This window comes from Streptomyces sp. NBC_00353, assembly GCF_036108815.1.
GTDB lineage: Bacteria > Actinomycetota > Actinomycetes > Streptomycetales > Streptomycetaceae > Streptomyces.
Map to the genome: position 1 here is coordinate 5,958,773 of NZ_CP107985.1, position 22,276 is coordinate 5,981,048.

Genomic DNA, 22,276 nt, shown 5'->3' on the forward strand with positions numbered 1-22,276 from the left:
GAAAATGAATGCGAGGCGTGGGAATTCTGTCCGGATTCCAGTCGTTGTTTCCAACGGATGCAGGGCACCCGAGAGGGTGTCGCGACCTACTTAGCAAGGGAGCACGCATGGCAACCCGTGCCGTCGCCCGTCGTTCGTCCACCAGTGGTGGGAGCAGCCGGGCAAGCAGTGTTCGCGCCGTGGGCGGGGAAATCGCCGATCGCGACCTGGTCGGCATGTACCTGGACGAGATCGCGCGTACACCGCTGCTCGACGCCGCGAAGGAGGTCGAGCTGTCGCAAGCCGTCGAGGCGGGCGTATTCGCCCGGCAGGTCCTCGACGGCGTGGTGGAGAGCGAAGCCGGTGGAGCGACGCGTGAGGAGCTGGAGGCGCTGGTCGCCGAGGGCGAGCGCGCCAAGGACATATTCATCCGTTCCAACCTTCGACTCGTGGTTGCTGTCGCCCGCCGATATCCGCGGGCCGGGCTGCCCCTGCTCGACCTGATCCAGGAGGGGAACGCGGGCCTGGTGCGCGCGGTCGAGAAGTTCGACTACGCCAAGGGCTTCAAGTTCTCCACCTATGCGACGTGGTGGATCCGTCAGGCCATCACCCGCTCCATAGCCGACCAGTCCCGTACGATCCGGCTCCCCGTCCACCTGGTGGAGGAGCTCGGCCGGATCCGCCGTGTCCAGCGCGAGTTCAACCGTGAGCACGGGCGCGAGCCCGAGCACGCGGAGATAGCCGCCGAGCTGGACTCCACGGCCACGCGCGTCGGCGACGTGCTGGACTGGGCCCGTGACCCGGTCAGCCTCAACATGTCCGTGGACGACGAGGGCGAGACCCAGTTCGGCGATCTGCTGGAGGACACCTCCGCGGTGTCGCCCGAGCAGTCCGTGATGACGCTGCTGCGCAGCGAGGAGCTGGAGGAGCTGATCGGCAAGCTCGACAACCGCACCGCGTCGATCATCCGTATGCGGTACGGCATCGAGGACGGCCGTGAGCGGACTCTCACCGAGGTCGGCAAGCAGCACGGTCTGACGCGCGAGCGGATCCGGCAGATCGAGAAGCACGCACTGCTCGAACTGAAGCGAATGGCCCACGACACGGGTTTTGACGCTGCGGCGTGAGCCCGAGTCCAGTAGCCTCCGATATGAGCCGCTTCGTGCGGACCCCATGAGCTGAGTCCCGGCGCCCACCCCCCCTGGCGCCGGGGCTCATTTCTTTGCCGTCACGGTGAGGAGAGTGCTGCCGCACGCGTCAGCCGGGCGCCCAGATCGCTCAGGAACTCCACCAGCTGCGCTGGCTGGTGTGCGGTGAACTCGCAGTCGACCAGTGCCAGTCGGAGTGCCACCCACTCCAGCGAGTCCGCCATGACCGCACGGAGCCGGCAGCTGTACTCGCCGGTCGGCTCCAGCGGACCGAACGCCGGGGGCAGCCGCGCGGACACGAATTCCGCCGGGGCCGCGAAGCTCACCTCGACCGCAAGCTCCGGCTGCCGGCGCCGGATGGAGTCGGTGAGGAAGGCCGCGGCGTCCCCCGTGGGCAGCTCGCGCGGTGTGAAGCGGGCTCCTGTGGCGAACGGCTCGCTCACCCGGTCGACGCGGAACGTACGCCATGCCTCGCGCCCCAGGTCGTACGCGACGAGATACCACCGCCACCCGGTGCTCACCAGCCGGTAGGGCTCCGCCTCCCGTCTGGTCTCGGCGCCGTCCCCCGCCCGGTACGCGAACCGCAGCCGCTCCCGGCCGGTGACCGCCGACGCCATCACCGTCAGTGTGTGCGGATCGATGGTCGAACCGTCACCGCGGGTCAGCGGCATGGTGGCGTTCTGCAGGGTCGACACCCGGTGCCGCAGCCGGGACGGCAGCACCTGCTCCAGCTTGGCCAGGGCTCGTACGGATGCCTCGTCGACCCCCTCGATGGCATGCCCCGCCCCTGCCCGCAGTCCCACCGCGATCGCCACCGCCTCCTCGTCGTCCAGGAGCAGCGGCGGCATGGCAGCGCCCGCGACCAGCCGGTAGCCGCCGACCGAGCCTCGCGACGCCTCGACCGGGTAGCCGAGGTCGCGGAGCCGGTCGATGTCGCGGCGGATGGTGCGCGGGCTGACGTCGAGCCGCTCGGCGAGCTCGCTGCCCGGCCACTCGCGCGGCGTCTGGAGGAGCGACAGCAGATTCAGCAGTCGTGCCGGGGTATCGGTCATGGATCCAGAGTGCCGGTCCATTGGGTCATGACCTGACCTAATGGACGTTTAACTTCTTCATATGACTTCTTCCGCATCGCTGCCGTCCACGGCGGCCGATCCCACGGTGTCCTCGGACCCGTCGGACCGGCGCCGGTGGTTCGCGCTCGCCATCGTGATGACCGCGGCCTTCATGGACCTGGTCGACGTCACGATCGTCAACATCGCCATACCGAGCATCAAGCGCGACACAGGTGCCTCGTTCAGCTCGATCCAGTGGATCACCGCCGGATACGCCCTGGCCTTCGCGGCCGGTCTGATCACGGGCGGCCGGCTCGGCGACATCTACGGCCGCAAGCGGCTCTTCCTCATCGGCATCGGCGGCTTCACGCTGGCCTCCGCGCTCTGCGGCTTCGCCGCGAACCCGGAGATGCTGGTCGCCTCCCGCATCCTGCAGGGCGGCACCGCCGCGCTGATGGTCCCGCAGGTGCTGTCGATCGTGCACGCCACGTTCCCGGCGCACGAGCGCGGCAAGGTCTTCGGCCTCTTCGGTGCGATCGTCGGCCTCGGCGCGGTCTCGGGACCGCTGCTGGGCGCGCTGCTCACCGAGTGGAACATCGCCGGCCTGGAGTGGCGGCCGATCTTCCTGATCAACCTGCCGGTCGGCATCGCGGGACTGCTCCTGGGCCGGAAGTTCATCACGGAGTCCAAGGCCCCGAAGGCGCTCCGCCTCGACCTGGTCGGTGTCGCGCTGGTGACGCTGGGACTGCTGATGCTGCTCTACCCGCTGACCCGCGGGCGCGAGCTGGGCTGGCCGCTGTGGGGGTACATGTCGATGATCGGCAGTGTCCTGGTGTTCGCGGCCCTGGTGCTGTTCGAGCGGGCGAAGGCGCGCAAGGACGGTTCGCCGCTCGTCGAGCTCTCGCTGTTCCGGGTCAAGAGCTTCGCGGCGGGCATCGCCGTCCAGCTGACCTTCGGGATCGGCCTCGGCATCTTCTTCCTGGTCTGGACGCTGTACATGCAGATGGGACTCGGCTGGAGCGAGCTGCGGGCGGGCACGACCGGTATCCCGTTCTCGATCGCCGTCTCCTTCGCGGCCGGGATCTCCGTGCAGAAGCTGGTACCGCGGTTCGGCCGCAAGGTCCTGCAGGCGGGCGCGCTGCTGATGGTCGCCGGACTGCTGCTCTACATCTGGGAGTCCGACCGGTACGGCATGGGCATCGCCCCCTGGCAGATGGCTCTGCCGCTGGTCGTCATGGGGCTCGGTATGGGGCTGATCGTGGCCCCGCTGACGGACGCGGTGCTGTCCGAGGTGCCGAAGGAGCACTCCGGGTCGGCGTCCGGGCTGATCAACACCGTGCAGCAGATGGGCAACGCACTGGGGCTCGGACTCGTCTCGGTCGTCTTCTTCGGGTCGATCAGCGACCGGCTGGCGCCGCAGGCGATGGGCCCGGCGTTCGTCGAGGCGTTCCAGCACTCGCTGTGGTGGGTGGCCGGAGTGCTCGCGCTGATCTTCCTGGTGATGTTCGCGCTGCCGGCGCGACCGCGGCAGCAGGTGGAGGGCGGCGAGGACGAGGTCGTCCAGGACGCCGATGCCACGCCGGGCGAGGTGGCCAAGGAGGCCGCACTGACGCGCTGAGTGCGTCTGTCGGCCGGCCGCGTGCTCGGCTGCCTGCTCGGTGCCCGCACCTCTCGGGGGGGTGCGGGCACCCTTGCGTGAGGCGCGGGCCCCTTGTGCGTGCTTTGGCGGGTGAGCGCCGTCGCCCGTCAGCAGATGTGCGTGCGGTTCTCCATCGCCTCGCGCGCCGCCTGCTCGTTCCCGTACACCTCGCACATGTGGCGGCCGTCCGGAGTCGCCGTGTGCTCGACCTCCCACAGGCTCGTCTCGCTGCCGTCGAGAAGCAGGAAGGCGTGCTCGTACAGGGTGAAACCGGCATCCCGCCCGTCGACCCGGCACTGCCGGCCGAAGATCTGGGTGATGTGGTGGGCGAAGGCGGCCCGCAGCAGACGCGCGGTCTCCTCGCCCGGCACGTCGCCGTTCTCCGCGCGGCGCAGCACGCGGCGGGCGTGGTCCGCGGAGTTGTCCGGCGCGTACATCCGGGGCAGCGGCGCCGGCGGCGCGGCCATCAGGACCGTGTGAATCTCCAGGTCCGCCTGCGGGGCGTCGTCGCCGAACGCCGGCATGTCGGAGAAGCTGCCGGCCAGCCGCGCGGCGGCCACATGGGCGTCGGCCTCGTCGTCGTACAGCTCGTGGTGCTGGGGGCCGGGCCGCGTCCGCGACCGGGCGCCCGTCGTGTCCTTGGCGCCCCCGTGGACCAGCTCCCACAGGGTCAGGGCCGAGCCGTCGGCCAGCAGATAGGTATGCCGGTAGGTCTCGCGGTGCAGTACGGAACTGTGATGCGAGGAGTGCAGGGAGCTGCTGTGTGCCAGCGCCGTGCCGAGTCTCTCGACCGTGCAGTCGGGCAGGTCGAAAGAGTTGAGTGCGCGTCGCAGGAGTCGCTCGAGGTGCTGCTCGGTTGTCTCGTACGGATCGCTCAAGGTGCTGTCTCCAGGCCGTCGCCGCGTGTTACCCGATGCGTGCTTAACGTAGTCCCTGGGTCTGACATCGAGACCGGGGTTCCGGAAAACGTACGGCACACGCGGATAGTTCCTGGCGTTTCGTCCGAACTTCCTTGCGCGGATGGCGAGTCGGCGGTCAGCCGGTGCCGTAGAGATCACTGTACGAGGGGTACGCGCCCGCGCCGGGGCGGCGGGATTCGACGCCCTCGGCCGCCCGTACAGCCTTCACGACGGCACGCGTCAGCACGTCCGCGCCCGCCGTCAGGAGTTCGTTCAGCGCGATCGGGTCGGCCGGGGGCAGGGGCCGCTCACCGGTGGCGAGCGCGAAGACCGTGTCCCCGTCGTTCAGCAGGTGTGCGGGACGCACGGCGCGCGCCAGTCCGTCGTGCGCCGTGCCCGCGAGCTTCTGCGCCTGCGCCCGGGTGAGATCCGCGTCCGTGGCGACGACGGCGAGCGTGGTGTTGAGCGGGGGGCGGGCTTCGGCGTCCCGCGCTTCGGCCAGCCGGCGCCCGGCGGTCCTGTGGACCTCCGCCGGGGGGTACACGGGCGGTTCGGCGGCTCCGTACTCCCCGTAGAGCACCCCGGTCACCGGATCGACCACCGCACCTGCCGCGTTCACCACGACCAGCACGCCGACCGTGATCCCCGACGGCAGTCGCACGCTCGCCGTGCCCACACCGCCCTTGAGCCGGCCGGCGACCGCTCCCGTGCCGGCGCCGACCCCGCCCTCCGCGACCGGGGCACCCGACTCCGTGCCGGCCGCGGCCTCCACCGCGGCGCGGCCGGTCGAGGCGTCCGGGCGGGCCCGCCAGTCGCCGCCCCGCCCCAGGTCGAAGATGCACGCGGCCGGGACCACCGGCACCACCTGCGACGGATCGGGACCGACCCGCACGCCCCGCCCCTGCTCCTCCAGCCAGGCCATCACGCCGGACGCCGCGTCCAGTCCGTACGCGCTGCCGCCCGTCAGGACGACGGCGTCGATGCGCTGCACCAGGTTGCGGGGGTCGAGAGCGTCCGTCTCCCGGGTGCCCGGGCCGCCGCCCCGTACGTCGACGGCGGCGACGGCGCCGCCCTCGGGGGCGAGGACGACGGTGGTGCCGCTCAGCGCGCCGTCGCCGGACACCCGCGCATGACCGACCCGCAGCCCGGCGACATCCGTCAGCGCGTCCCTCCCGCCCGCGGGGAGGCCGGTCGGCGGCTGCGCGCCCTGTGCCCGGCCCTGCCCGGTGTGCTGTCCGGCCATCGTGTGCTCCTCACGCGTGGGTCGGCGGGACGGTGGTGGAAGTTGGCCCGCCCGGTGCCGGGCGCCGCGACAGCGCCACGCCGGCCGTCACGGTCGCGGCCGCCACCAGACCGGCCGCCAAGACCGCATACGTCCCGGCGAACGTACAGGCCAGGATCGCCACCGTGGCCAGGGGGAGGGGCAGTTGCTCCGCGAGGTCGCGCTTGAAGTGGCGGGCGTGCAGCAGCCACACCGTCAGCAGAAAGACTGCCGCGGGGACGGTCACGGCGGCCGAGGCGGCCGCCGTCGACACATGGGCCTTTCCGGTGGCCTCCTCCACCGCGACCTCGATGCCCGAGCCGATCGCGGCAGCGGAACCGAAGATCGCGTAGTGGCCGTATCCCCAGATGAACGACTGCCTGCTGCCACGGAGATAGTGGTGGATCGGCACGGCGAAGTAGATCCACCAGGCGGCGAAGACGATCAGCAGTCCGCCCGCGGCGACCGGCAGCAGTTCGCCGAGCGCGTCGTGGTTGTCGACCGACTCCTGGACGGCGACCGTTGCCGCGGCGATCGTCTCGCCGAGCACGATGATGGTGAACAGTCCGTACCGTTCGCCGATGTGATGCGGATGCCAGCTCGTCCCGCGCTCGCGCTCGGCGACGGCCGGAACCGACAGCTCGCACAGGGCGAGCACCACGTAGACCGCGGTACGGGCGCCGTTCATGTCGGCGGGCACGAACAGCATGCCGATCCAGCCCAGTTGGCACAGGACGATCCCGATGGCGTACCGGTGGGCGACCCTGCGTTCCGCGCCCTCGGAACAGTGGGCCACCCGCAGCCACTGGCTGGTGAGCGCGAGCCGCATCACCACATAGCCGATGACGCCGAGCGTCCAGTCCCCGTCGTCGAAGGCGCGCGGCACCCCGGCGGCGAAGATGAGCACACCGGTGATCTGGACGAACGTGACCAGGCGGTACAGCGTGTCGTCGGTGTCGTACGCGGAGGCGAACCAGGAGAAGTTCACCCAGGCCCACCAGATGCCGAAGAACACGGCCAGATAGCCGGCGATCCCGGTGCCGGGATGTCCCTCGGCGACGGCGTGCACGAGACGGCCGCCCGCCTGGGCGACGGCAACGACGAAGCACAGGTCGAAGAAGAGTTCCAGCGGGGTCGAGGTGCGGTGCTTCTCGGTGCGGCTGCGGGCGGTCATCCGGGACATGGGGCCCAGCACAGCAGACCACTCCGGTGGCGGGTGGCGGGACGCGCAGATCGTACGGGGAAAGCGTCCCGGGTCAAGTCCTGCGCAGCGGAGAGTCGCGCGACCGGCCTTCGTGCCGCTGGGTGACGCGCTCACTCAGCCGGACGTCAAATCAGGACCAACCGTCCCATCCAGTCCTACGGTGGGCCGGTGACCGAGCCCCCAGAAGCCGCAGACGAAGGCGCAACCGCAGCCGCCACCGCGCCGAACCCGGCCGTGGACACGCCCGCACCGCCCGCTCCCGGCAGCGCCCGCACCTCGGTCCTCCGGTCCGTCACCTCCCGCGCGACCGCGGTCGGCGTCATCGTCTCCGTCCTGCTGATCCTCGCAATCGTGTTCGGCAGCCGGCTTCTGGAGAACTTCGACTCCGCCCTCCTCCCGTACGCGGTCGCCACGGTCTTCCTCGCCTTCGGTGTCGCCTACCGCTACACGGTCTGGGTCTCCGCGCCCGGGGCCCGGCGCCTGTTCAAGCAGGGCTGGCGGAGCTTCTTCTCCATGGCCAACTTCCGCAAGGGCCCTACCGCCCTGCCGAGGATGACCGCCACCTATCTGGGCTTCCAGAAGTTCCTCGGCGCCCGCTCGCACGCCCGTTGGGCCGCCCACCAGCTGATCTTCTGGGGCTGCATCCTCGCCTCCCTGATCACGTTCCCGCTGACCTGGGGCTGGTTCACCTTCACCTCCGGCACCGGCTCGGGCCCCGGCTACGAGATGCGCATCTGGGGCTTCAAGATCATCGGCTTCGACTCGCTGAACTTCCTCGGCTGGCTGATGTTCCACGGCCTGGACATCGCCGCCGTGCTCGTCATCCCCGGTGCCTCCTACTTCCTCTGGCGCCGTATGAAGGACCGCGGCGCCATCACCGGCCAGCGCTTCGGCTACGACCTCGTGCCGCTGATCGCCCTGATCGTCATCTCCGTGACCGGTCTGCTGCTCACCTTCTCGTCGATCTTCCTGCACGGCGGCGGATACGAATTCCTGGGGATCCTCCACATGGTGTCGGTGGTCTTCACCCTCATCTACATCCCGTTCGGGAAGTTCTTCCACATCGTCCAGCGCCCGGCCGCGGTCGGTATGCAGCTGTTCAAGTACACCGGCCGGCAGGACCAGGAGATCTTCAGCTGCCGTCGCTGCGAGGAACCCATCGACACCGGGCCGTACGTCGAGAACCTCCGCGGCACCATGCGCGATCTCAGCCTCGACTTCGACGAGTGGGCCGAATACTGCCCGCGCTGCAAAAGGGTGCTGCGCGGCAGCGCCTATCTCTCCCATGTGAAGAAGGGCTTCAAGTGACCGCCGACCCCCGTCCGGTCGTCCCGCTCGACCCCTCTCTCGCACCGCCGGGCACCCGGGCCTTCCGGGACGCCGGCGGCATCCCGGCCGACCGGTGGCGCGCCGACCAGGACGGCGAGACGCTCGTCCCCACCCACTGCTGCTTCTGCGGCGTCCAGTGCGGGATGTATCTGCGCGTCGACCGCGGCGGCAAGGTCTTCGGCGTCGAACCCCGCAACCACGACATCAACCGGATGCGGCTCTGCCCCAAGGGCATCAATGCGTATCAGCAGGTCAACCACCCCGACCGGCTCACCGCCCCGCTGATGCGCCGCTCCCGCGACGAGGTGTTCCGCGAGGTCTCCTGGGACGAGGCGCTCGACTTCACGGTCTCCGAGATCAAACGCATCCAGCAGGCCCACGGCAACGACGCCTTCGGACTCCTCGGCGGTGCCAGCCTGTTCTCCGAGAAGACGTATCTCGTCGGCAAATTCGCCCGGGTGGCCCTCAAGTCCCGGCATGTCGACTACAACGGCCGGCTCTGCATGGTCAGTGCCGCGGGTGCCAACAAGCTCGCCTTCGGCATCGACCGGGCGGGCAACCCCTTCTCCGACTGCCTGCTCACCGACTGCCTGCTGATCGCGGGCTCCAACGTCGGCGAATGCTTCCCCGTGATGACCCAGTACGTGTGGGGAGCGCGGGACCGAGGTGCCAGCCTGATCGTCGTCGACCCGCGCGAGACCGCGATCGCCCGCACCGCCGACATCCATGTCGCCCTCAAGCCGGGCACCGACTCGGCCTTCTTCACCTCCGTCCTGAACGTGGTCGTCGAGGAGGGCCTCACCGACGAGGCGTACCTCGCCGCCCACGCCACCGGCTGGGAAGAGGTCAGGGCCAAGGCCGCCGAATATCCACCGTCCCGCGCCGCCGAGATCTGCGGCGTCCCCGCCGAACAGATCGTCCAGGTCGCGCGCACCTTCGCCCGCGCCCCCAAGGCCATGGCCTGGCACGCCCGCGGTATCGAACACCACTCGCAGGGCGTCGAGAACTGCCTCGCCGTGATCAACCTCTGCGCTGCCACCGGCCACATCGGCAAGCCCGGTGCCGGCTACGGCACCATCACCGGTCAGGGCAACGGGCAGGGCGGCCGCGAGCACGGCCAGAAGGCCGACCTCCTCCCCGGCGGCCGCTCGATCATGAACGAGGAGCACCGCCGGCAGATCTGCGAGATCTGGGGCATCGAGGAGTCCGAACTGCCGCCCGCCGGTACCTCGATGATGGAAATGGTCTGGCAGATGCAGCGCCGCGAGATCCGCGGCCTGATCGGCATCTGCAACAACCCCTTCGTCTCCCTGCCCAATTACCGGGTGGTCAAGGAGGGGTACGACGCCACCGAATTCCATGCCCAATTCGACTTCTTCCTTTCCGAGACCGCTGCCAACGCACATGTCGTCCTTCCCGTCACCACCTGGGCCGAGGACGAAGGGGTGATGGCCAACGCCGAGGCCCGCGTGGTCAAGCACAACAAGGCCCAGGACGCACCCCCCGGGGTACGGACCGACACCTGGGTGATGTGTGAACTCGCCCGGCGGCTCGGCGCGGGCGACAAATTCGCGTTCGCCGACTCACGCGCGGTCTTCGACGAGCTGCGGATCGCCTCCGCCGGAACCGTCAACGACTACTACGGCATCACCTACGAACGGCTGGAGGAGACCGGCGGCATCGCCTGGCCCTGCCCCTCCACCGATCACCCAGGCACCCCCCGGCTCTTCGAGGACGGCAGGACCTACCACCCCGACGGCAAGATCCATCTGCAGGTCGTCGAGTGGCACCCGCCGATGGACCCGTACGACGACGAGCACCCCATGTCGCTCACCACCGGCCGCACCGTCGCCCACTTCCTCTCCGGCAACCAGACCCGTCGGCTGGGCGCCCTCGTCGAACAGACCCCGCGCCCCTGGGCCGAGGTCCACCCCTCCCACGGCTTCCGCAACGGCGAACCGGTCCGCGTCATCACCCGGCGCGGCAGCGAGGTCTTTCCCGCCCTCGTCACCGAGGCGATCCGCCCCGACACCGTCTTCATCCCGTACCACTGGCCGGTCCCCACCGCCGCCAACGCCCTCACCATCGACGCCCTCGACCCCCGCTCCAAGATCCCCGAGTACAAGGTGTGCGCCTGCCGCATCGAGCACGCCGAAAAGATCGACGAGGTCCCCGCACCTCCCGTCGCACCCGGCCAGGTCGCCTACCCGGAGGCCCAGGTCTCCCGTACCGACCCGTTGCCGCCCACCGCCCCGCAGGGCCGTGGTACCTCGGAGAGGAGCTGAGGCCCGCATGATGGGCAGAACGATCTTCATCGACCCGGGGCGCTGCATCGGCTGCCAGGCCTGTGTCTCCGCCTGCCGGGAATGCGACTCGCACCGCGGCAAGTCGATGATCCACCTCGATTACACCGACGAGGGTCACTCCGTCGCCTCCCTCCCCACGGTCTGTATGCACTGCGAGGACCCGGTCGCCCCGTGCGCCGAGGTCTGCCCCGCCGACGCGATCCTGGTCACCGCCGACGGTGTGGTGCAGCAGGCCGACACCACCCGCTGCATCGGCTGCGCCAACTGCGTCAACGCCTGCCCCTTCGGCGTCCCGAAGATCGACCTCCAGGCGAAGCTGCAGATGAAGTGCAACCTCTGCTACGACCGCACCGCCTACGGCCTCGCCCCCATGTGCGCCACCGTCTGCCCGACCGGGGCGCTGTTCTACGGAACGGCCGAGGAGCTCCAGGCAGAGCGGCCCGGCGTCCAGATCGCCGACACCTTCACCTTCGGCGAGACCGAGGTCCGCACCGGTGTGGCCATGGTCGTCCCCGCCGACAAGGTCCGGTGGCCGGTGCCCGGCGGTCTTCCCGTCGTCGAGATCAACGGGAAGGACGTCCGCCGATGAGCGTCACCGAGCAGCCGCCGACCGGGGACCGGAGCCCCCGCGGAGACGCGCGCAAGGCCCTGCACGACCGGATCGCCGCCGACTCCCTCACCACCCGGCGTGACTACCTCCGGATCGTCGCCACCGTCTCCGGCGGACTCGCCGTCGGCGGCCTCGGCGTGGCCGGCGGCATGCTCCCGCGCCACGGGGACACCGATGACGCCAAGGCACCCGAACCGAGGAAGATCACCGCTCAGCTCCTGCCCGGCGAGTCCATCGCCTTCAGCTACCCCGAGGAGGATGACAAGGCGGTCGCCGTCCGGATGGACGACGGTACCCTCGTCGGCTACTCGGCGATCTGCACCCATCTCGCCTGCGCGGTGCTCTGGCGCAAGGACCGCGGTCCGGAAGGGGAGCTCTACTGTCCCTGTCACGAGGGCATCTTCGATGTGCGCACCGGAGAAGTCACCGCCGGACCGCCGCCCCGCCCCCTGCCCAAGGTGGCACTCACCGAGCAGGCCGACGGCAGCGTCTGGGCCATCGGCACCACCCGTTCCGGCGAGAGCATCGAGCACGGTGTGTGCCGCCAGATCAGCGAGGAACGGCCGGACCTCGCCTCGCGGATCGGCTGCCCCTCGGTCCGGGACGGAGGTGCGGAGGCACCTCCGGCGCATGCTCCCGGCGCGAAGGCTCCCCGCACCGCGGCAACCGAAACCGAGACCCCCGGCAGGCGGACATGACCGACGCCCGGCAGCCCGCCGACCCGCAGCGCCCGGCCTATCCCGAGTACCACCCGGGCAGCGCCCGGCCGGAGCTGAACCGACCCGTCCGCGAGCGCTATCCGCAGATCCGCTCCACCAGTGGCTACGGCGACCCCCGGGTCCGCCGCACCGGTCCGGGCCCGGGAGCGGGCACCGACCAGGAACCCGAGCGCTCCTCGAAACTGACGGCGCGGCTGACCCTCGCCATGACCGTCGTCATCGGCCAGCTCTGGGGACTGACCGTCGTCGTCGACGAATGGATGGAGGGCAACACCGGAACGGCCTGGTGGGGTGCGGGCTTCCTCTGTCTGTCGTTCCTCGTGGTCCTGGGGCTCTGGATGCTCGACCCGAAGGATCGCTGACCGTCGCCGTACCCTGGTGGTATGAGCACCGCCCCCACCCCCGGACCGCGCGATTCGAAACCGACGCAGCCGACAACCCCGACACAGCCGGAGCAGAGGAAGCCCAAGCCGGCTCTGATCTTCGACGATCCGCTGGACCAGCAGTCCGCGGACGATACGGACCGAGCGTGGGGCGAGCGGGCTCCGGCCGGCGGCAGCGCCGCCGACCTCGCGCGCTTCCTCGACGAGAAGCCACCCCACCACGTCTGAGTTACTCGTCGTGGCCGCGGCCCGGTTCCTGGCCGCGGCCCTCGCCCGCCGGACCGCTGCGCTGCGAGACGAGAACGTCGCGGATCTCCTTCAGCACCTCCAGCTCGCTCACCTCCAGCGTCTCCTGCACGCCGTCCTTGGCAGCCTGCATCGCCGCTCGCCTGGCCAGGTACTTGGCCATCGGCAGCACCATCAGGAAGTAGACGACGGCTGCCGTGATCACGAAGCTGAGCGTGGCGCTGAGCACCGAGCCCCACAGGATCCGGATGCCCTCGGTCGCCTCGCCCGTCTTCGGGTCCGTGACACAGGGGCCCTTGAGGCAGGAGCTGTAGCTCTCCAGATCCTTGGTGCCGAACGCACCGACGAGCGGATTGATGACGCCCTTGACGAACGCGTTCACGATGTTGGTGAACGCGGCGCCGATGACGACCGCGATCGCCAGGTCGATCACATTGCCGCGCAACAGGAAGACCTTGAAGCCTTCCAACAGACCGACCTTCTTCTTCACGCCCACGAGTGAGTCTTTCTCCGCATGCGCCGTAGGGGGAACGAACTGTTCCGCAACCTACGGCAGCACGAGGCAAATCCATCCAATCCACGCCTTCCGGCCGGTGACTTGACGGCTCATCAGTGCGAATGGGCCGGTGTGCCCGGTTCAGCACAGTGTCACCGCCAGCCGGGCCGAGATCCCTGCGCCGGCCAGTGCCGTCGCCGTGCTCCGGGGCACGGACAGCACGATCAGCGCGCCACCCTCCGCGGGGTCTTCGGCAGCACCATCGGGCGCCGTCCGCGGCACCGCCGCCACCCTGGCCCCCTTCGCCACCACCCTGGCATCTGCCCCGGAGCCCTCGCCCGCGATCACATCGACGCGGTCTCCCGGGCGTAACAGCCGTACCGTCGCCGCATCCGCAATCCGGACCGGCGCGGACACCAGCTGAACCGGTCGCCGCTCCCCCTCCGGCGCCGAGGTTCCCGCGCGCTCCGCCGCCCCGCCGCCACCGTCACCACCGGTCAGTCCTGTCGCGGCCAGCGCCGCAGCCGTCAGCGCCAGTCCGGCCGCCATGGCGCGGCGCTGTCGCCACACCGCCCGCCGTAACCGACGCCCACCACCCCCGCGCACCCGCAGCGGCGCGAACGCGGGCACCCCGCAGGGCGGCGGCGCCGACACCGGCGGACCGGGGGCCGTCGGACGCACATCGGACGAGGACGTGGTCGGAGAAACGGGCGGGAACATGGCCGACACCACCTGCCGTGGGGAGTGAGGAGCGCGAAGTCCGGCGTTCGGGACGAGCACCGACGCCCCTCACGATCCACCGTCCGCGAGATTCCCGCCGAGCCCTGTGGACAGCGCACACACTGTGGACAAGTCGGTCACCCACCCGCGCCCCACCCGTCTCGCAGAGCCAAGATCGGAGCCAGGACCGAGCCGCGGCCGCACCCCCTACGGCAGCTCGATCCCCGTCTCGATCCCGTCCAGCGCACGCGCACAGGAACAGCTGCGCTCCCCTTCCGCAGGCAGCGCCGTCACCGCGTCGAACAACACCGCCCGCAGCCGGTCCACATTGGCCGCGAACACCTTCAGCACGTCCTCGTGGGAGACGCCCTCGCCCGCCTCGGCGCCCGCGTCCAGGTCCGTCACCAGCGTCATCGTCGTGTAGCAGAGCCCCAGTTCACGGGCGAGCACGGCCTCCGGATGCCCGGTCATGCCGACCACCGACCAGCCCATCGCCGCATGCCAGCGCGATTCGGCCCGGGTCGAGAAGCGCGGCCCCTCGACGACCACCAGCGTCCCGCCGTCCACCGGCTCCCAGCCCTTGGCGCGGGCCGAGGCCAGTGCGACCTTGCGCCCCTCGGGGCAGTACGGGTCGGCGAAGCCCAGGTGCACCACGTTCGACGCCACGCCGTCCGCACGGGTCTCCCCGTCGTAATACGTCTGCGTGCGGGCCTTGGTGCGGTCCACCATCTGGTCCGGTACGAGCAGCGTCCCCGGTCCGTACTCCGGACGCAGCCCGCCGACCGCACACGGGCCGAGCACCTGACGTACGCCCACGGACCGCAGCGCCCACAGGTTGGCGCGGTAGTTGATGCGGTGCGGCGGCACATGGTGGCCGCGTCCGTGGCGAGGGAGGAAGGCGACCCGGCGTCCGCCGATCTCACCGAGGAAGACGGAATCGCTCGGCTGTCCGTACGGGGTGTCCACGCGAACCTCGGTGACGTCCTCCAGGAAGGAGTACAAGCCCGAGCCGCCGATGACACCGATCTCTGCGTTCACCATGCGATCACACTAGCGGGGCTGTAAATGCCGAGGGCCCCGCCGATCGGATCGGCGGGGCCCTCGGGTGAAGTGTGAAGCTGCGTACCTCGGCTCAGGCGGCCGACGTACCGCTCGACGACGACGCGGAGGACGACGACGAGGAAGAGGAAGCAGCGGCGGACGAGGACGCGGACGACTTCGAGTCCGACCCCGTCGAGGAAGTCGACGAAGCGGAACCGGTTGCCTTCGCGGGCGACGACGCCGGCGCGCTGCTCGACGAGGAGCCGCGGCTGTCGTTCCGGTAGAAACCGGAACCCTTGAAGACAATGCCGACCGCCGAGAACACCTTCTTCAGGCGTCCCTCGCAGTTCGGGCACACGGTCAGAGCGTCATCGGTGAACTTCTGCACCGCCTCGAGGCCCTCGCCACATTCGGTGCACTGGTACTGATAGGTCGGCACTTGCTCCTCCTGGCACTCTGACTCTGTGAGTGCTAACGACGCTCCATACTGACGTATTCCGCTGGATCAGTCCACCGTGACCGGCTCTCGGTGACCGACACCACGTGCCACGGTCCGTCCCGGAGCCCTCGGTGTCAGCCGCGAACGCAGCGTCACCAGGGTCACGAGCGCCAGCACGGTCCCCACCAGCGGCACCACGAAGCCGGTGCTCGCCCCGTGGGCGTCCGCCAGCCGTCCGGCGACCGTCACCGCCGCGGCCTGGCCGAGCGCGACCGCGCCCGTCAGCCAGGTGAACGCCTCGGTCCTGGCGGACGCCGGAACCAGCGCCTCGACGAGCGTGTATCCGCTGATCAGCGCGGGTGCGATGGAGAGTCCGACGAGCAGCCCGAGCCCGGCCAGCAGCGGCACGGAGTGCACGGCCCACAGCCCGGACGCGGTCAGGGTCAGCGCCGCGTACCCGGCGATCAGCCTGCGCCGCGGCCCGCTCTTCCAGGCGACGGCACCGCAGGCGATCCCGGCCAGCATGTTGCCGGCCGCGAAGATCCCGTAGAGCAGGCCGTTCGCACCGGGCCGGCCGATCTCCTCGGCGAACGCGGTCAGCGAGACCTGCATGCCGCCGAAGACGGCGCCGATCCCGAGGAACGCCACCGCGAGCACGCGTACGCCCGGTACGGACAGGGCGGAGGTGTGCCGTTCGGAGGCGCCGGAGGTGGTGGAGCGGACCGCGGGCTGGGTATGGCGCTGCGCCGCGAAGAGCAGGCCGCCCATCAGCGTCAGTGCGGCCTCCGCGATCAGTCCGGCCGCCGGATGCACCCCGGTGCACAGGGCGGTGGCGAGGACGGGTCCGATGACGAAGGTGAACTCGTCGGTCACCGACTCGAAGGCGGCGGCGGTCGCCATCAGGGGCGAGGCCTTCCGGCCGGGTGCCGCGCCCAGCAGGGCCGCCCAGCGGGCCCGCACCATCGGGCCGATCTGCGGGACGGAGGCACCCGTCGGCACTGCGGCCAGGAACAGCAGCCAGAGCGGTGCGTCCGCCAGTGCGAGTGCCGTCAGCGCCGATACGGACGCCGCATGCACGAGGACTCCCGGCAGCAGTACGGCGCGCTGGCCGATGCGGTCGGCCAGCTTGCCGCTCTGCGGGGCGAACAGCGCCATGGAGACACCGGTGACAGCGGCGACGGCGCCCGCGCTGCCGTACGAGCCGGTGGTGTGCTGCACCAGCAGGACGATGCCGATGGTCAGCATCGCGAAGGGCTGCCGTGCGGCGAAGCCCGGAAGGAGGAAGGTCCACGCACCGGGGATGCGCAGAAGTTGCCCGTAACCGGGGCGGTCGGAGACCGTGGACGCCACGGTCCATGCCTTTCTGCCGCCTGGTAGCCATGCTTCCGTCGCCGGTCCGCACCTGTGGGTGCCGGCCTGGGACGGAAGCTGCCGAGAGCTGTCCTCTTCGCGCGGAACTGCGGTAGATGCCGGGCGCTCGCAGCAGAGGCGGAGGACGCCACGACCGCCATACGGTCGCGCCAGCTCTGCGTCAGGCAGAGTTGGTCGATCCGGTGTTGACCGGATCTATCGATCTTTGTCGATCACGTTTCCTTCATGCTACAGGGCAGGATCCGGTGCATGCCTGCGATTGCGGGCAATCACACCTTTGTAGCCTCGGATCAGTGGTGCGTCCTGGTCCTGCCGGTTCCACCGGTGTCGCCGTCGGTCCCCAGCCACCCGGCCAGCTTGCCGCCCTCGCCGACCGCCCGCAGTCGGGCCTCGGCCGTGTCGCGCACCGGATCGGTCGCGACGACCAGCAGTTCGTCGCCCCGCCGCAGCATGGTCGACGGTCCGGGCACGAAGCTCTTCCCCTCCCGTACGACGAGGGTGACGGCTGCTCCGGCGGGCAGCCGCAGTTCGGCGATCTCCACGCCGTGCATCTTCGACTTCCCGGGGATCGCCACCGACAGCAGATGCCCGCGCAGCCGCTCCAGCGGCGCCGACTCGATGCCCAGGTCGGTGGCCTCGGAGGGGTCCTCGGCGATCTTCAGGGCCTTGGCCAGCCAGGGCAGGGTCGGCCCCTGAATCAGCGTGTAGACGACAACGAGTACGAAGACGATGTTGAAGACATGGGTGGAGCCCTCGATCCCGTGCACCATGGGAATGGTCGCCAGGATGATGGGGACGGCGCCACGCAGCCCCGCCCATGACATGAAGGCCTTCTCGCGCCACGGCATCCGGAACGGGATCAGGGAGATGAAGACCTCCATGGGGCGCGCCACCACGGTCAGTACCAGACCCACGATGATCGCGGGCCAGAAGTCGTCGAGCAGGTCGTGCGGGGTGACCAGTAGCCCGAGCAGGACGAACATGCCGATCTGGGCCAGCCAGCCGAGCCCGTCGGCGAAGCCGCGGGTGGCGGGCCAGTGCGGCAGCTTGGCGTTGCCGAGGAGCATCGCGGCCAGATAGACGGCGAGGAAGCCACTGCCGTGGACCAGGGCGCCGGCCGCGTACGCGGACACGGCGATCGCCATCACCGCGATCGGGTAGAGACCGGACGCGGGCAGTGCCACATGACGCAGTCCGAACGAGCCGAGCCAGCCGACGGCGATGCCGACGGCCGCGCCGATCACCAGTTCCAGGGCGATCTCGCCGACCAGCAGGTACCAGCTGTCCACCGGCCCCTTGGTCGAGAAGGCCACCACGAGGATCACCACGGGGGCGTCGTTGAATCCGGACTCGGCCTCCAGCACCCCGGTGATCCGGGCCGGCAGCGGCACCTTGCGCAGCACGGAGAAGACCGCGGCGGCGTCCGTCGACGAGACGACCGCGCCGATGATCAGCGACTGCCGCCAGTCCAGGCCGACCAGATAGTGCGCTCCGGCCGCGGTGACGCTCACGCTCACCGCGACGCCGACGACCGACAGCGTCGCGGCGGCGGGCAGTGCCGGTTTGATCTCTTTCCACTTCGTGCCGAGGCCGCCCTCGGCCAGGATCACGACAAGGGCGGCGTAGCCGAACACCTGGGTCAGTTCGGCGTTGTCGAACTTGATGTGGAGGATCCCGTCCTGCCCGATGGCGATCCCGATGCCGAGATACAGGAGCAGGCTGGGGAGCCCGCTGCGGGACGAGATGCGCACCGCCGCGACGGCGACGAGCAGGACGAGCGAGCAGACGAGCAGGAGTTCGTTGAGCGCGTGGACAGTCAGTGGCCGTTCCTTCCCTGCGTACGCCTGCCGAGTGACTCTCCGGCGGCCGGTACTTCATTACCTTACCTAATCTTTAACGCTTTCTTGACGCGTTCGAGTGCTCGTGCGATCGACTCTCGATTCGATGGATCCCGATACCGCGTCGGAGCCGCCTCGGTGCTGCGCCTATGGTTGCTCCTGCACTCCCAGGACCACCCTGCCCCTCGAAGGACAGCGATGCCCGCCAACACAACCGCCTCTTCCGGCTCTTCCGGTTCTGCCGGTGCGAAGACCGGCAAGAAGAAGGGGCGACGCGCCCGCCTGATCGTGATCGTCCTGGTGCTGGCGCTTGTCGCGGGTATCGGTTACGGCGCGTACTGGTCCGTAGCGACCGTGCGTGCCTCGTACCCGCAGACGAACGGGTCGGTCAAGATCGACGGTCTCTCCGCCAACGTCGACGTCAAGCGCGACAGCTATGGAATCCCGCAGGTCTACGCGGACTCCGACACCGACCTGTTCCGCGCCCAGGGCTTCGTACAGGCTCAGGACCGCTTCTGGGAGATGGACGTCCGCCGTCATATGACGGCCGGCCGGCTCTCCGAGATGTTCGGCTCGGGGCAGGTCGACACGGACGCCTTCCTGCGGACGCTGGGCTGGCGCAAGATCGCGCAGGAGGAGTACGACACCGTCCTGTCCGCGGACACCAAGAAGAACCTCCAGGCGTACGCGGACGGGGTGAACGCCTACCTCAAGGGGCGCGACGGCAAGGACATCTCCGTCGAGTACGCCGCGCTCGGCCTCACCAACGACTACCGGCCGACCAAGTGGACCCCGGTCGACTCGGTCGCCTGGCTGAAGGCGATGGCCTGGGACCTGCGCGGCAACATGCAGGACGAGATCGACCGCTCGCTGATGACCAGCAGGCTCAGCAAGGAACAGATCGAGGACCTGTACCCCGCGTACCCGTACGACAAGCACCGGCCGATTGTCGACCAGGGTGCGATCTCATCGGTCACCGGCGCGTTCGACCCGGCCGCGACGTCGTCCACCGGCGTCGGCGCGAACACCGTGCAGGGCGCCACCGAAGGCCTGAACACGCAGCTCTCCTCGCTCTCCGACACCCTCGACGAGATCCCCGCGCTGCTCGGCCCGAACGGCAACGGCATCGGATCCAACTCCTGGGTCGTCTCCGGCAAGTACACGACCACCGGCAAGCCGCTGCTCGCCAACGACCCGCACCTCGCGCCGCAGCTGCCGTCGCTCTGGTACCAGATGGGGCTGCACTGCCGGCAGCTCTCGGCGACCTGCCGGTACGACACCGCCGGGTACACCTTCTCCGGCATGCCTGGCGTGATAATCGGTCACAACCAGGACATCGCCTGGGGCTTCACCAACCTCGGCGCGGACGTCACCGACCTCTTCCTGGAGAAGGTCTCCGGCGAGGGCTACCAGTACGACGGCAAGGTGAAGCCCTTCGTCACCCGCAAGGAGACCATCAAGGTCGCGGGCGGCGAGAGCCGGCACATCACCGTGCGCGAGACGAACAACGGTCCGCTGGTCTCCGACCGCAGTGGCGAGCTGGAGAAGGTCGGCGAGAAGGCCCCCGTCACCAACGCCGCGCCGGACCGCGGCGACGGTTACGCCGTCGCCCTGAAGTGGACCGCGCTGGAACCGGGTCACTCCATGGACGCCGTCTTCGAGCTCAACCGCGCCAAGGACTTCAAGACCTTCCGGGCCGCCGCCGAGCACTTCGAGGTCCCCTCGCAGAACCTCATCTACGCCGACACCAAGGGCAACATCGGCTACCAGGCCCCGGGGAAGATCCCGGTCCGCAAGGCGGGCAACGGCACGATGCCGAGCCCCGGCTGGGCGTCGTCGTACGGCTGGAAGAAGGACCCGATCCCGTTCGATGAGCTGCCGTACGAGTACAACCCGAAGCGCGGCTACATCGTCACCGCCAACCAGGCGGTCATCGACGAGAAGAAGTACCCCCACCTGCTCACCAAGGACTGGGGCTACGGCACCCGCAGCCAGCGGATCAACGACCTCATCGAGTCGAAGATCAAGGGCGGCGGGAAGATCTCGACCGACGACATGCAGAAGATGCAGATGGACAACACCAGCGAGATCGCCGCGCTGCTGGTGCCCGAGCTGATGAAGATCAACGTCTCCGACAAGAGCGTCCGTGAGGCACAGAAGCTCCTGGAGGGCTGGGACTACACCCAGGAGCCCGACTCGGCGGCCGCCGCCTACTTCAACGCGGTCTGGCGCAACATCCTCAGGCTGACCTTCGGCGACAAGCTGCCCAAGGAGCTGCGCGTCAAGGGCGAGTGCCTCACCGTCCTCCCGGCCGACAGCACGGGTCCGGTCGACGAGCAGGACAAGCCGGTACGCGAATGCGGCCAGCGCGACACGGACACGGCGCAGCCGGACGGCGGCGACCGCTGGTACCAGGTGGTCGCCAACCTCATGGACGACGAGAACAACGACTGGTGGCAGTCGCCGAAGAACCGCAAGGACAAGGCGACCGAGACCCGTGACGAGCTCTTCGGCCGCGCCATGAAGGACGCCCGCTGGGAGCTGACCGCCAAGCTCGGCAAGGACATCTCCACCTGGAGCTGGGGCCGGCTGCACCAGCTGACCCTGAAGAACCAGACCCTCGGTACCGAAGGCCCCGATGTGCTCCAGCGGGCCCTCAACCGCGGCCCGTGGAACCTCGGCGGCGGCGAGGCCGCGGTCAACGCCTCCGGCTGGAACGCGGCGGGCGGCTACGAGGTCATCTGGGTCCCGTCCATGCGGATGATCGTCAACGTGGGGGACTGGGACAAGTCCCGCTGGATCAACCTCACCGGCGCCTCCGGGCACGCGTTCAGCGCGCACTACACCGATCAGACCGACAAGTGGGTCAACGGCGACCTGCTCGACTGGTCCTTCGGGACGAATGCGGTGGCGAAGGCGACGAAGGACACGTTGACGCTCAAGCCGTCCTGACGTTCAAGCCGTCCTGGGAGGACGGCGGGCCCGGGGGCGGTTCCGGCCCGGGTCAGACGGTGAAGCGCCGCGCTCCGGCCGGTGTCACCACGGCGTCCACGGGGTGGTCGTGCGGTTCCGCAGGAACCTGCGCGACCACCTCGTTGTCGTAGAGCAGGACGACCAGCGCCGGGTGCGCCCCGGCCGCCGCGAGCCGGGCCAGCACCCGGTCGTACGAACCTCCGCCGCGGCCGAGCCGCATCCCGCGGCCGTCCACCGCGAGGCCCGGCAGCAGGACCACGTCCGCGTCCAGAACGGCGTCCGGCCCGAGCCTCGGACCGTCCGGCTCCAGCAGCCCGCGGGCCGCCGGGACGAGGCTGTCGCCCCCCTCGTACGCGGCCCAGTCCAGATCGTTGTCCGGGAGGAGCACCGGCAGCAGCACCCGTACCCCCCGCGCGCGCAGCGCATCCAGCAGTGCACGGGTGCCCGGCTCGCGCCCCACCGAGACGTAGGCGGCGACGGCGCGGGCCTCGGCCAACTCCGGAAGGTCTACCGCACCGCGGGACAGAACCGTCGCGGCGTCGTCGACGTCTTCCCTGCTCAGGAGGGAACGCGCGGCGAGCAGGTCACGCCGCAGAGAGGCCTTTTCGGGCATGTCGGTGTTC

The 22,276-nt window shown here is 69.8% G+C and carries 21 protein-coding genes; 10 read left to right on the forward strand and 11 right to left on the reverse strand.

Annotated elements, in window-relative coordinates; translation table 11 throughout:
- The first annotated feature begins 107 nt into the window (after positions 1–107).
- Positions 108–1,106: a sigma-70 family RNA polymerase sigma factor gene (locus OHA88_RS27000; RefSeq protein ID WP_328627395.1), complete on the forward strand. Its 999-nt coding sequence runs from the start codon at positions 108–110 to the stop codon at positions 1,104–1,106.
- Positions 1,107–1,207: 101 nt separating this feature from the next.
- Here OHA88_RS27000 and OHA88_RS27005 read toward each other — a convergent pair whose 3' ends face one another.
- A complete protein-coding gene (locus tag OHA88_RS27005) occupies positions 1,208–2,179 on the reverse strand; it encodes a helix-turn-helix transcriptional regulator (RefSeq protein ID WP_328627396.1) in 972 nt (323 codons plus the stop codon).
- Positions 2,180–2,240: 61 nt separating this feature from the next.
- On the opposite strand from OHA88_RS27005, the gene OHA88_RS27010 reads away from it, so the two are divergent.
- Complete coding sequence (locus OHA88_RS27010) at positions 2,241–3,797, forward strand: MFS transporter (protein ID WP_328627397.1); 1,557 nt, start codon at positions 2,241–2,243, stop codon at positions 3,795–3,797.
- A gap of 128 nt (positions 3,798–3,925) precedes the next feature.
- Here OHA88_RS27010 and OHA88_RS27015 read toward each other — a convergent pair whose 3' ends face one another.
- From OHA88_RS27015 to OHA88_RS27025, 3 genes are all read right to left on the reverse strand, one after another.
- Positions 3,926–4,696: a DUF6227 family protein gene (locus OHA88_RS27015; RefSeq protein ID WP_328627398.1), complete on the reverse strand. Its 771-nt coding sequence runs from the start codon at positions 4,694–4,696 to the stop codon at positions 3,926–3,928.
- A gap of 157 nt (positions 4,697–4,853) precedes the next feature.
- Positions 4,854–5,960 carry a P1 family peptidase gene (locus OHA88_RS27020; RefSeq protein WP_328627399.1) on the reverse strand — a complete coding sequence of 369 codons (1,107 nt, stop codon included), beginning with the start codon at positions 5,958–5,960 and terminating at the stop codon, positions 4,854–4,856.
- A 10-nt stretch (positions 5,961–5,970) separates the two neighbouring features.
- Positions 5,971–7,161, reverse strand: a complete 1,191-nt coding sequence (locus OHA88_RS27025; protein WP_328627400.1) for a low temperature requirement protein A — start codon at positions 7,159–7,161, stop codon at positions 5,971–5,973.
- Between the two features lie 189 nt (positions 7,162–7,350).
- On the opposite strand from OHA88_RS27025, the gene OHA88_RS27030 reads away from it, so the two are divergent.
- The 6 genes from OHA88_RS27030 to OHA88_RS27055 are packed head-to-tail and all read left to right on the forward strand — an operon-like array spanning position 7,351 to position 12,757.
- On the forward strand, positions 7,351–8,490 hold the full coding sequence (locus OHA88_RS27030; protein ID WP_389728546.1) for an MFS transporter: 1,140 nt from the start codon (positions 7,351–7,353) through the stop codon (positions 8,488–8,490).
- Entirely contained in the window at positions 8,487–10,796 is a 2,310-nt protein-coding gene (locus OHA88_RS27035) for a molybdopterin oxidoreductase family protein (RefSeq protein ID WP_328627401.1), read from the forward strand. The genes OHA88_RS27030 and OHA88_RS27035 overlap by 4 nt, the downstream gene beginning before the upstream one ends.
- Before the next feature lie 7 nt (positions 10,797–10,803).
- Entirely contained in the window at positions 10,804–11,406 is a 603-nt protein-coding gene (locus OHA88_RS27040) for a 4Fe-4S dicluster domain-containing protein (RefSeq protein WP_326604183.1), read from the forward strand.
- Complete coding sequence (locus OHA88_RS27045; protein ID WP_328627402.1) at positions 11,403–12,125, forward strand: Rieske (2Fe-2S) protein; 723 nt, start codon at positions 11,403–11,405, stop codon at positions 12,123–12,125. Before OHA88_RS27040 ends, OHA88_RS27045 begins: the two co-directional genes overlap by 4 nt.
- Positions 12,122–12,508 carry a DUF6755 family protein gene (locus tag OHA88_RS27050; protein ID WP_328627403.1) on the forward strand — a complete coding sequence of 129 codons (387 nt, stop codon included), beginning with the start codon at positions 12,122–12,124 and terminating at the stop codon, positions 12,506–12,508. The genes OHA88_RS27045 and OHA88_RS27050 overlap by 4 nt, the downstream gene beginning before the upstream one ends.
- A gap of 21 nt (positions 12,509–12,529) precedes the next feature.
- Positions 12,530–12,757, forward strand: a complete 228-nt coding sequence (locus OHA88_RS27055) for a hypothetical protein (protein WP_267004689.1) — start codon at positions 12,530–12,532, stop codon at positions 12,755–12,757.
- Between the two features lies 1 nt (position 12,758).
- Here the strand turns inward: OHA88_RS27055 and OHA88_RS27060 are convergent, their stop codons facing one another.
- Both OHA88_RS27060 and OHA88_RS27065 read right to left on the reverse strand, forming a co-directional pair.
- Positions 12,759–13,265 carry an MscL family protein gene (locus OHA88_RS27060; protein ID WP_328627404.1) on the reverse strand — a complete coding sequence of 169 codons (507 nt, stop codon included), beginning with the start codon at positions 13,263–13,265 and terminating at the stop codon, positions 12,759–12,761.
- A gap of 147 nt (positions 13,266–13,412) precedes the next feature.
- Complete coding sequence (locus tag OHA88_RS27065) at positions 13,413–13,820, reverse strand: RcpC/CpaB family pilus assembly protein (protein ID WP_443044296.1); 408 nt, start codon at positions 13,818–13,820, stop codon at positions 13,413–13,415.
- Between OHA88_RS27065 and OHA88_RS27070 the strand changes: the two genes are divergently transcribed.
- The gene (locus tag OHA88_RS27070) at positions 13,819–14,019 is read left to right on the forward strand and encodes a hypothetical protein (RefSeq protein ID WP_328629966.1); all 201 of its coding nucleotides are present in this window, start codon (positions 13,819–13,821) and stop codon (positions 14,017–14,019) included. The genes OHA88_RS27065 and OHA88_RS27070 overlap by 2 nt on opposite strands.
- Positions 14,020–14,198: 179 nt before the next feature.
- Here the strand turns inward: OHA88_RS27070 and OHA88_RS27075 are convergent, their stop codons facing one another.
- The 4 genes from OHA88_RS27075 to OHA88_RS27090 form a co-directional block, all read right to left on the reverse strand.
- Positions 14,199–15,032 (reverse strand): S-methyl-5'-thioadenosine phosphorylase, encoded by an 834-nt coding sequence (locus tag OHA88_RS27075; protein WP_328627405.1) that lies wholly within the window; start codon positions 15,030–15,032, stop codon positions 14,199–14,201.
- A 91-nt stretch (positions 15,033–15,123) separates the two neighbouring features.
- Entirely contained in the window at positions 15,124–15,471 is a 348-nt protein-coding gene (locus OHA88_RS27080) for an FmdB family zinc ribbon protein (protein WP_328627406.1), read from the reverse strand.
- Positions 15,472–15,537: 66 nt separating this feature from the next.
- Positions 15,538–16,821, reverse strand: a complete 1,284-nt coding sequence (locus OHA88_RS27085) for an MFS transporter (protein ID WP_328627407.1) — start codon at positions 16,819–16,821, stop codon at positions 15,538–15,540.
- Between the two features lie 311 nt (positions 16,822–17,132).
- Positions 17,133–18,635, reverse strand: coding sequence for a potassium/proton antiporter (locus OHA88_RS27090; protein WP_328629804.1), 1,503 nt, complete (start codon positions 18,633–18,635; stop codon positions 17,133–17,135).
- Between the two features lie 243 nt (positions 18,636–18,878).
- Here OHA88_RS27090 and OHA88_RS27095 point away from each other — a divergent pair, with 243 nt between their 5' ends.
- Entirely contained in the window at positions 18,879–21,632 is a 2,754-nt protein-coding gene (locus tag OHA88_RS27095) for a penicillin acylase family protein (RefSeq protein WP_328627408.1), read from the forward strand.
- A 52-nt stretch (positions 21,633–21,684) separates the two neighbouring features.
- Here OHA88_RS27095 and OHA88_RS27100 read toward each other — a convergent pair whose 3' ends face one another.
- Entirely contained in the window at positions 21,685–22,266 is a 582-nt protein-coding gene (locus OHA88_RS27100; RefSeq protein ID WP_328629805.1) for a 5-formyltetrahydrofolate cyclo-ligase, read from the reverse strand.
- Positions 22,267–22,276 lie beyond the last annotated feature (10 nt).

Excerpts from the sequence above, each read along its gene's own strand:
- OHA88_RS27000 (WP_328627395.1), top strand. The coding sequence starts at position 108 with ATGGCAACCCGTGCCGTCGCCCGTCGTTCGTCCACCAGTGGTGGGAGC.
- OHA88_RS27005 (WP_328627396.1), bottom strand. The coding sequence starts at position 2,179 with ATGACCGATACCCCGGCACGACTGCTGAATCTGCTGTCGCTCCTCCAG.
- OHA88_RS27010 (WP_328627397.1), top strand. The coding sequence starts at position 2,241 with ATGACTTCTTCCGCATCGCTGCCGTCCACGGCGGCCGATCCCACGGTG.
- OHA88_RS27020 (WP_328627399.1), bottom strand. The coding sequence starts at position 5,960 with ATGGCCGGACAGCACACCGGGCAGGGCCGGGCACAGGGCGCGCAGCCG.
- OHA88_RS27025 (WP_328627400.1), bottom strand. The coding sequence starts at position 7,161 with ATGTCCCGGATGACCGCCCGCAGCCGCACCGAGAAGCACCGCACCTCG.
- OHA88_RS27040 (WP_326604183.1), top strand. The coding sequence starts at position 10,804 with ATGATGGGCAGAACGATCTTCATCGACCCGGGGCGCTGCATCGGCTGC.
- OHA88_RS27045 (WP_328627402.1), top strand. The coding sequence starts at position 11,403 with ATGAGCGTCACCGAGCAGCCGCCGACCGGGGACCGGAGCCCCCGCGGA.
- OHA88_RS27050 (WP_328627403.1), top strand. The coding sequence starts at position 12,122 with ATGACCGACGCCCGGCAGCCCGCCGACCCGCAGCGCCCGGCCTATCCC.
- OHA88_RS27055 (WP_267004689.1), top strand. The coding sequence starts at position 12,530 with ATGAGCACCGCCCCCACCCCCGGACCGCGCGATTCGAAACCGACGCAG.
- OHA88_RS27070 (WP_328629966.1), top strand. The coding sequence starts at position 13,819 with ATGGCGCGGCGCTGTCGCCACACCGCCCGCCGTAACCGACGCCCACCA.
- OHA88_RS27065 (WP_443044296.1), bottom strand. The coding sequence starts at position 13,820 with ATGGCGGCCGGACTGGCGCTGACGGCTGCGGCGCTGGCCGCGACAGGA.
- OHA88_RS27075 (WP_328627405.1), bottom strand. The coding sequence starts at position 15,032 with ATGGTGAACGCAGAGATCGGTGTCATCGGCGGCTCGGGCTTGTACTCC.
- OHA88_RS27095 (WP_328627408.1), top strand. The coding sequence starts at position 18,879 with ATGCCCGCCAACACAACCGCCTCTTCCGGCTCTTCCGGTTCTGCCGGT.
- OHA88_RS27100 (WP_328629805.1), bottom strand. The coding sequence starts at position 22,266 with ATGCCCGAAAAGGCCTCTCTGCGGCGTGACCTGCTCGCCGCGCGTTCC.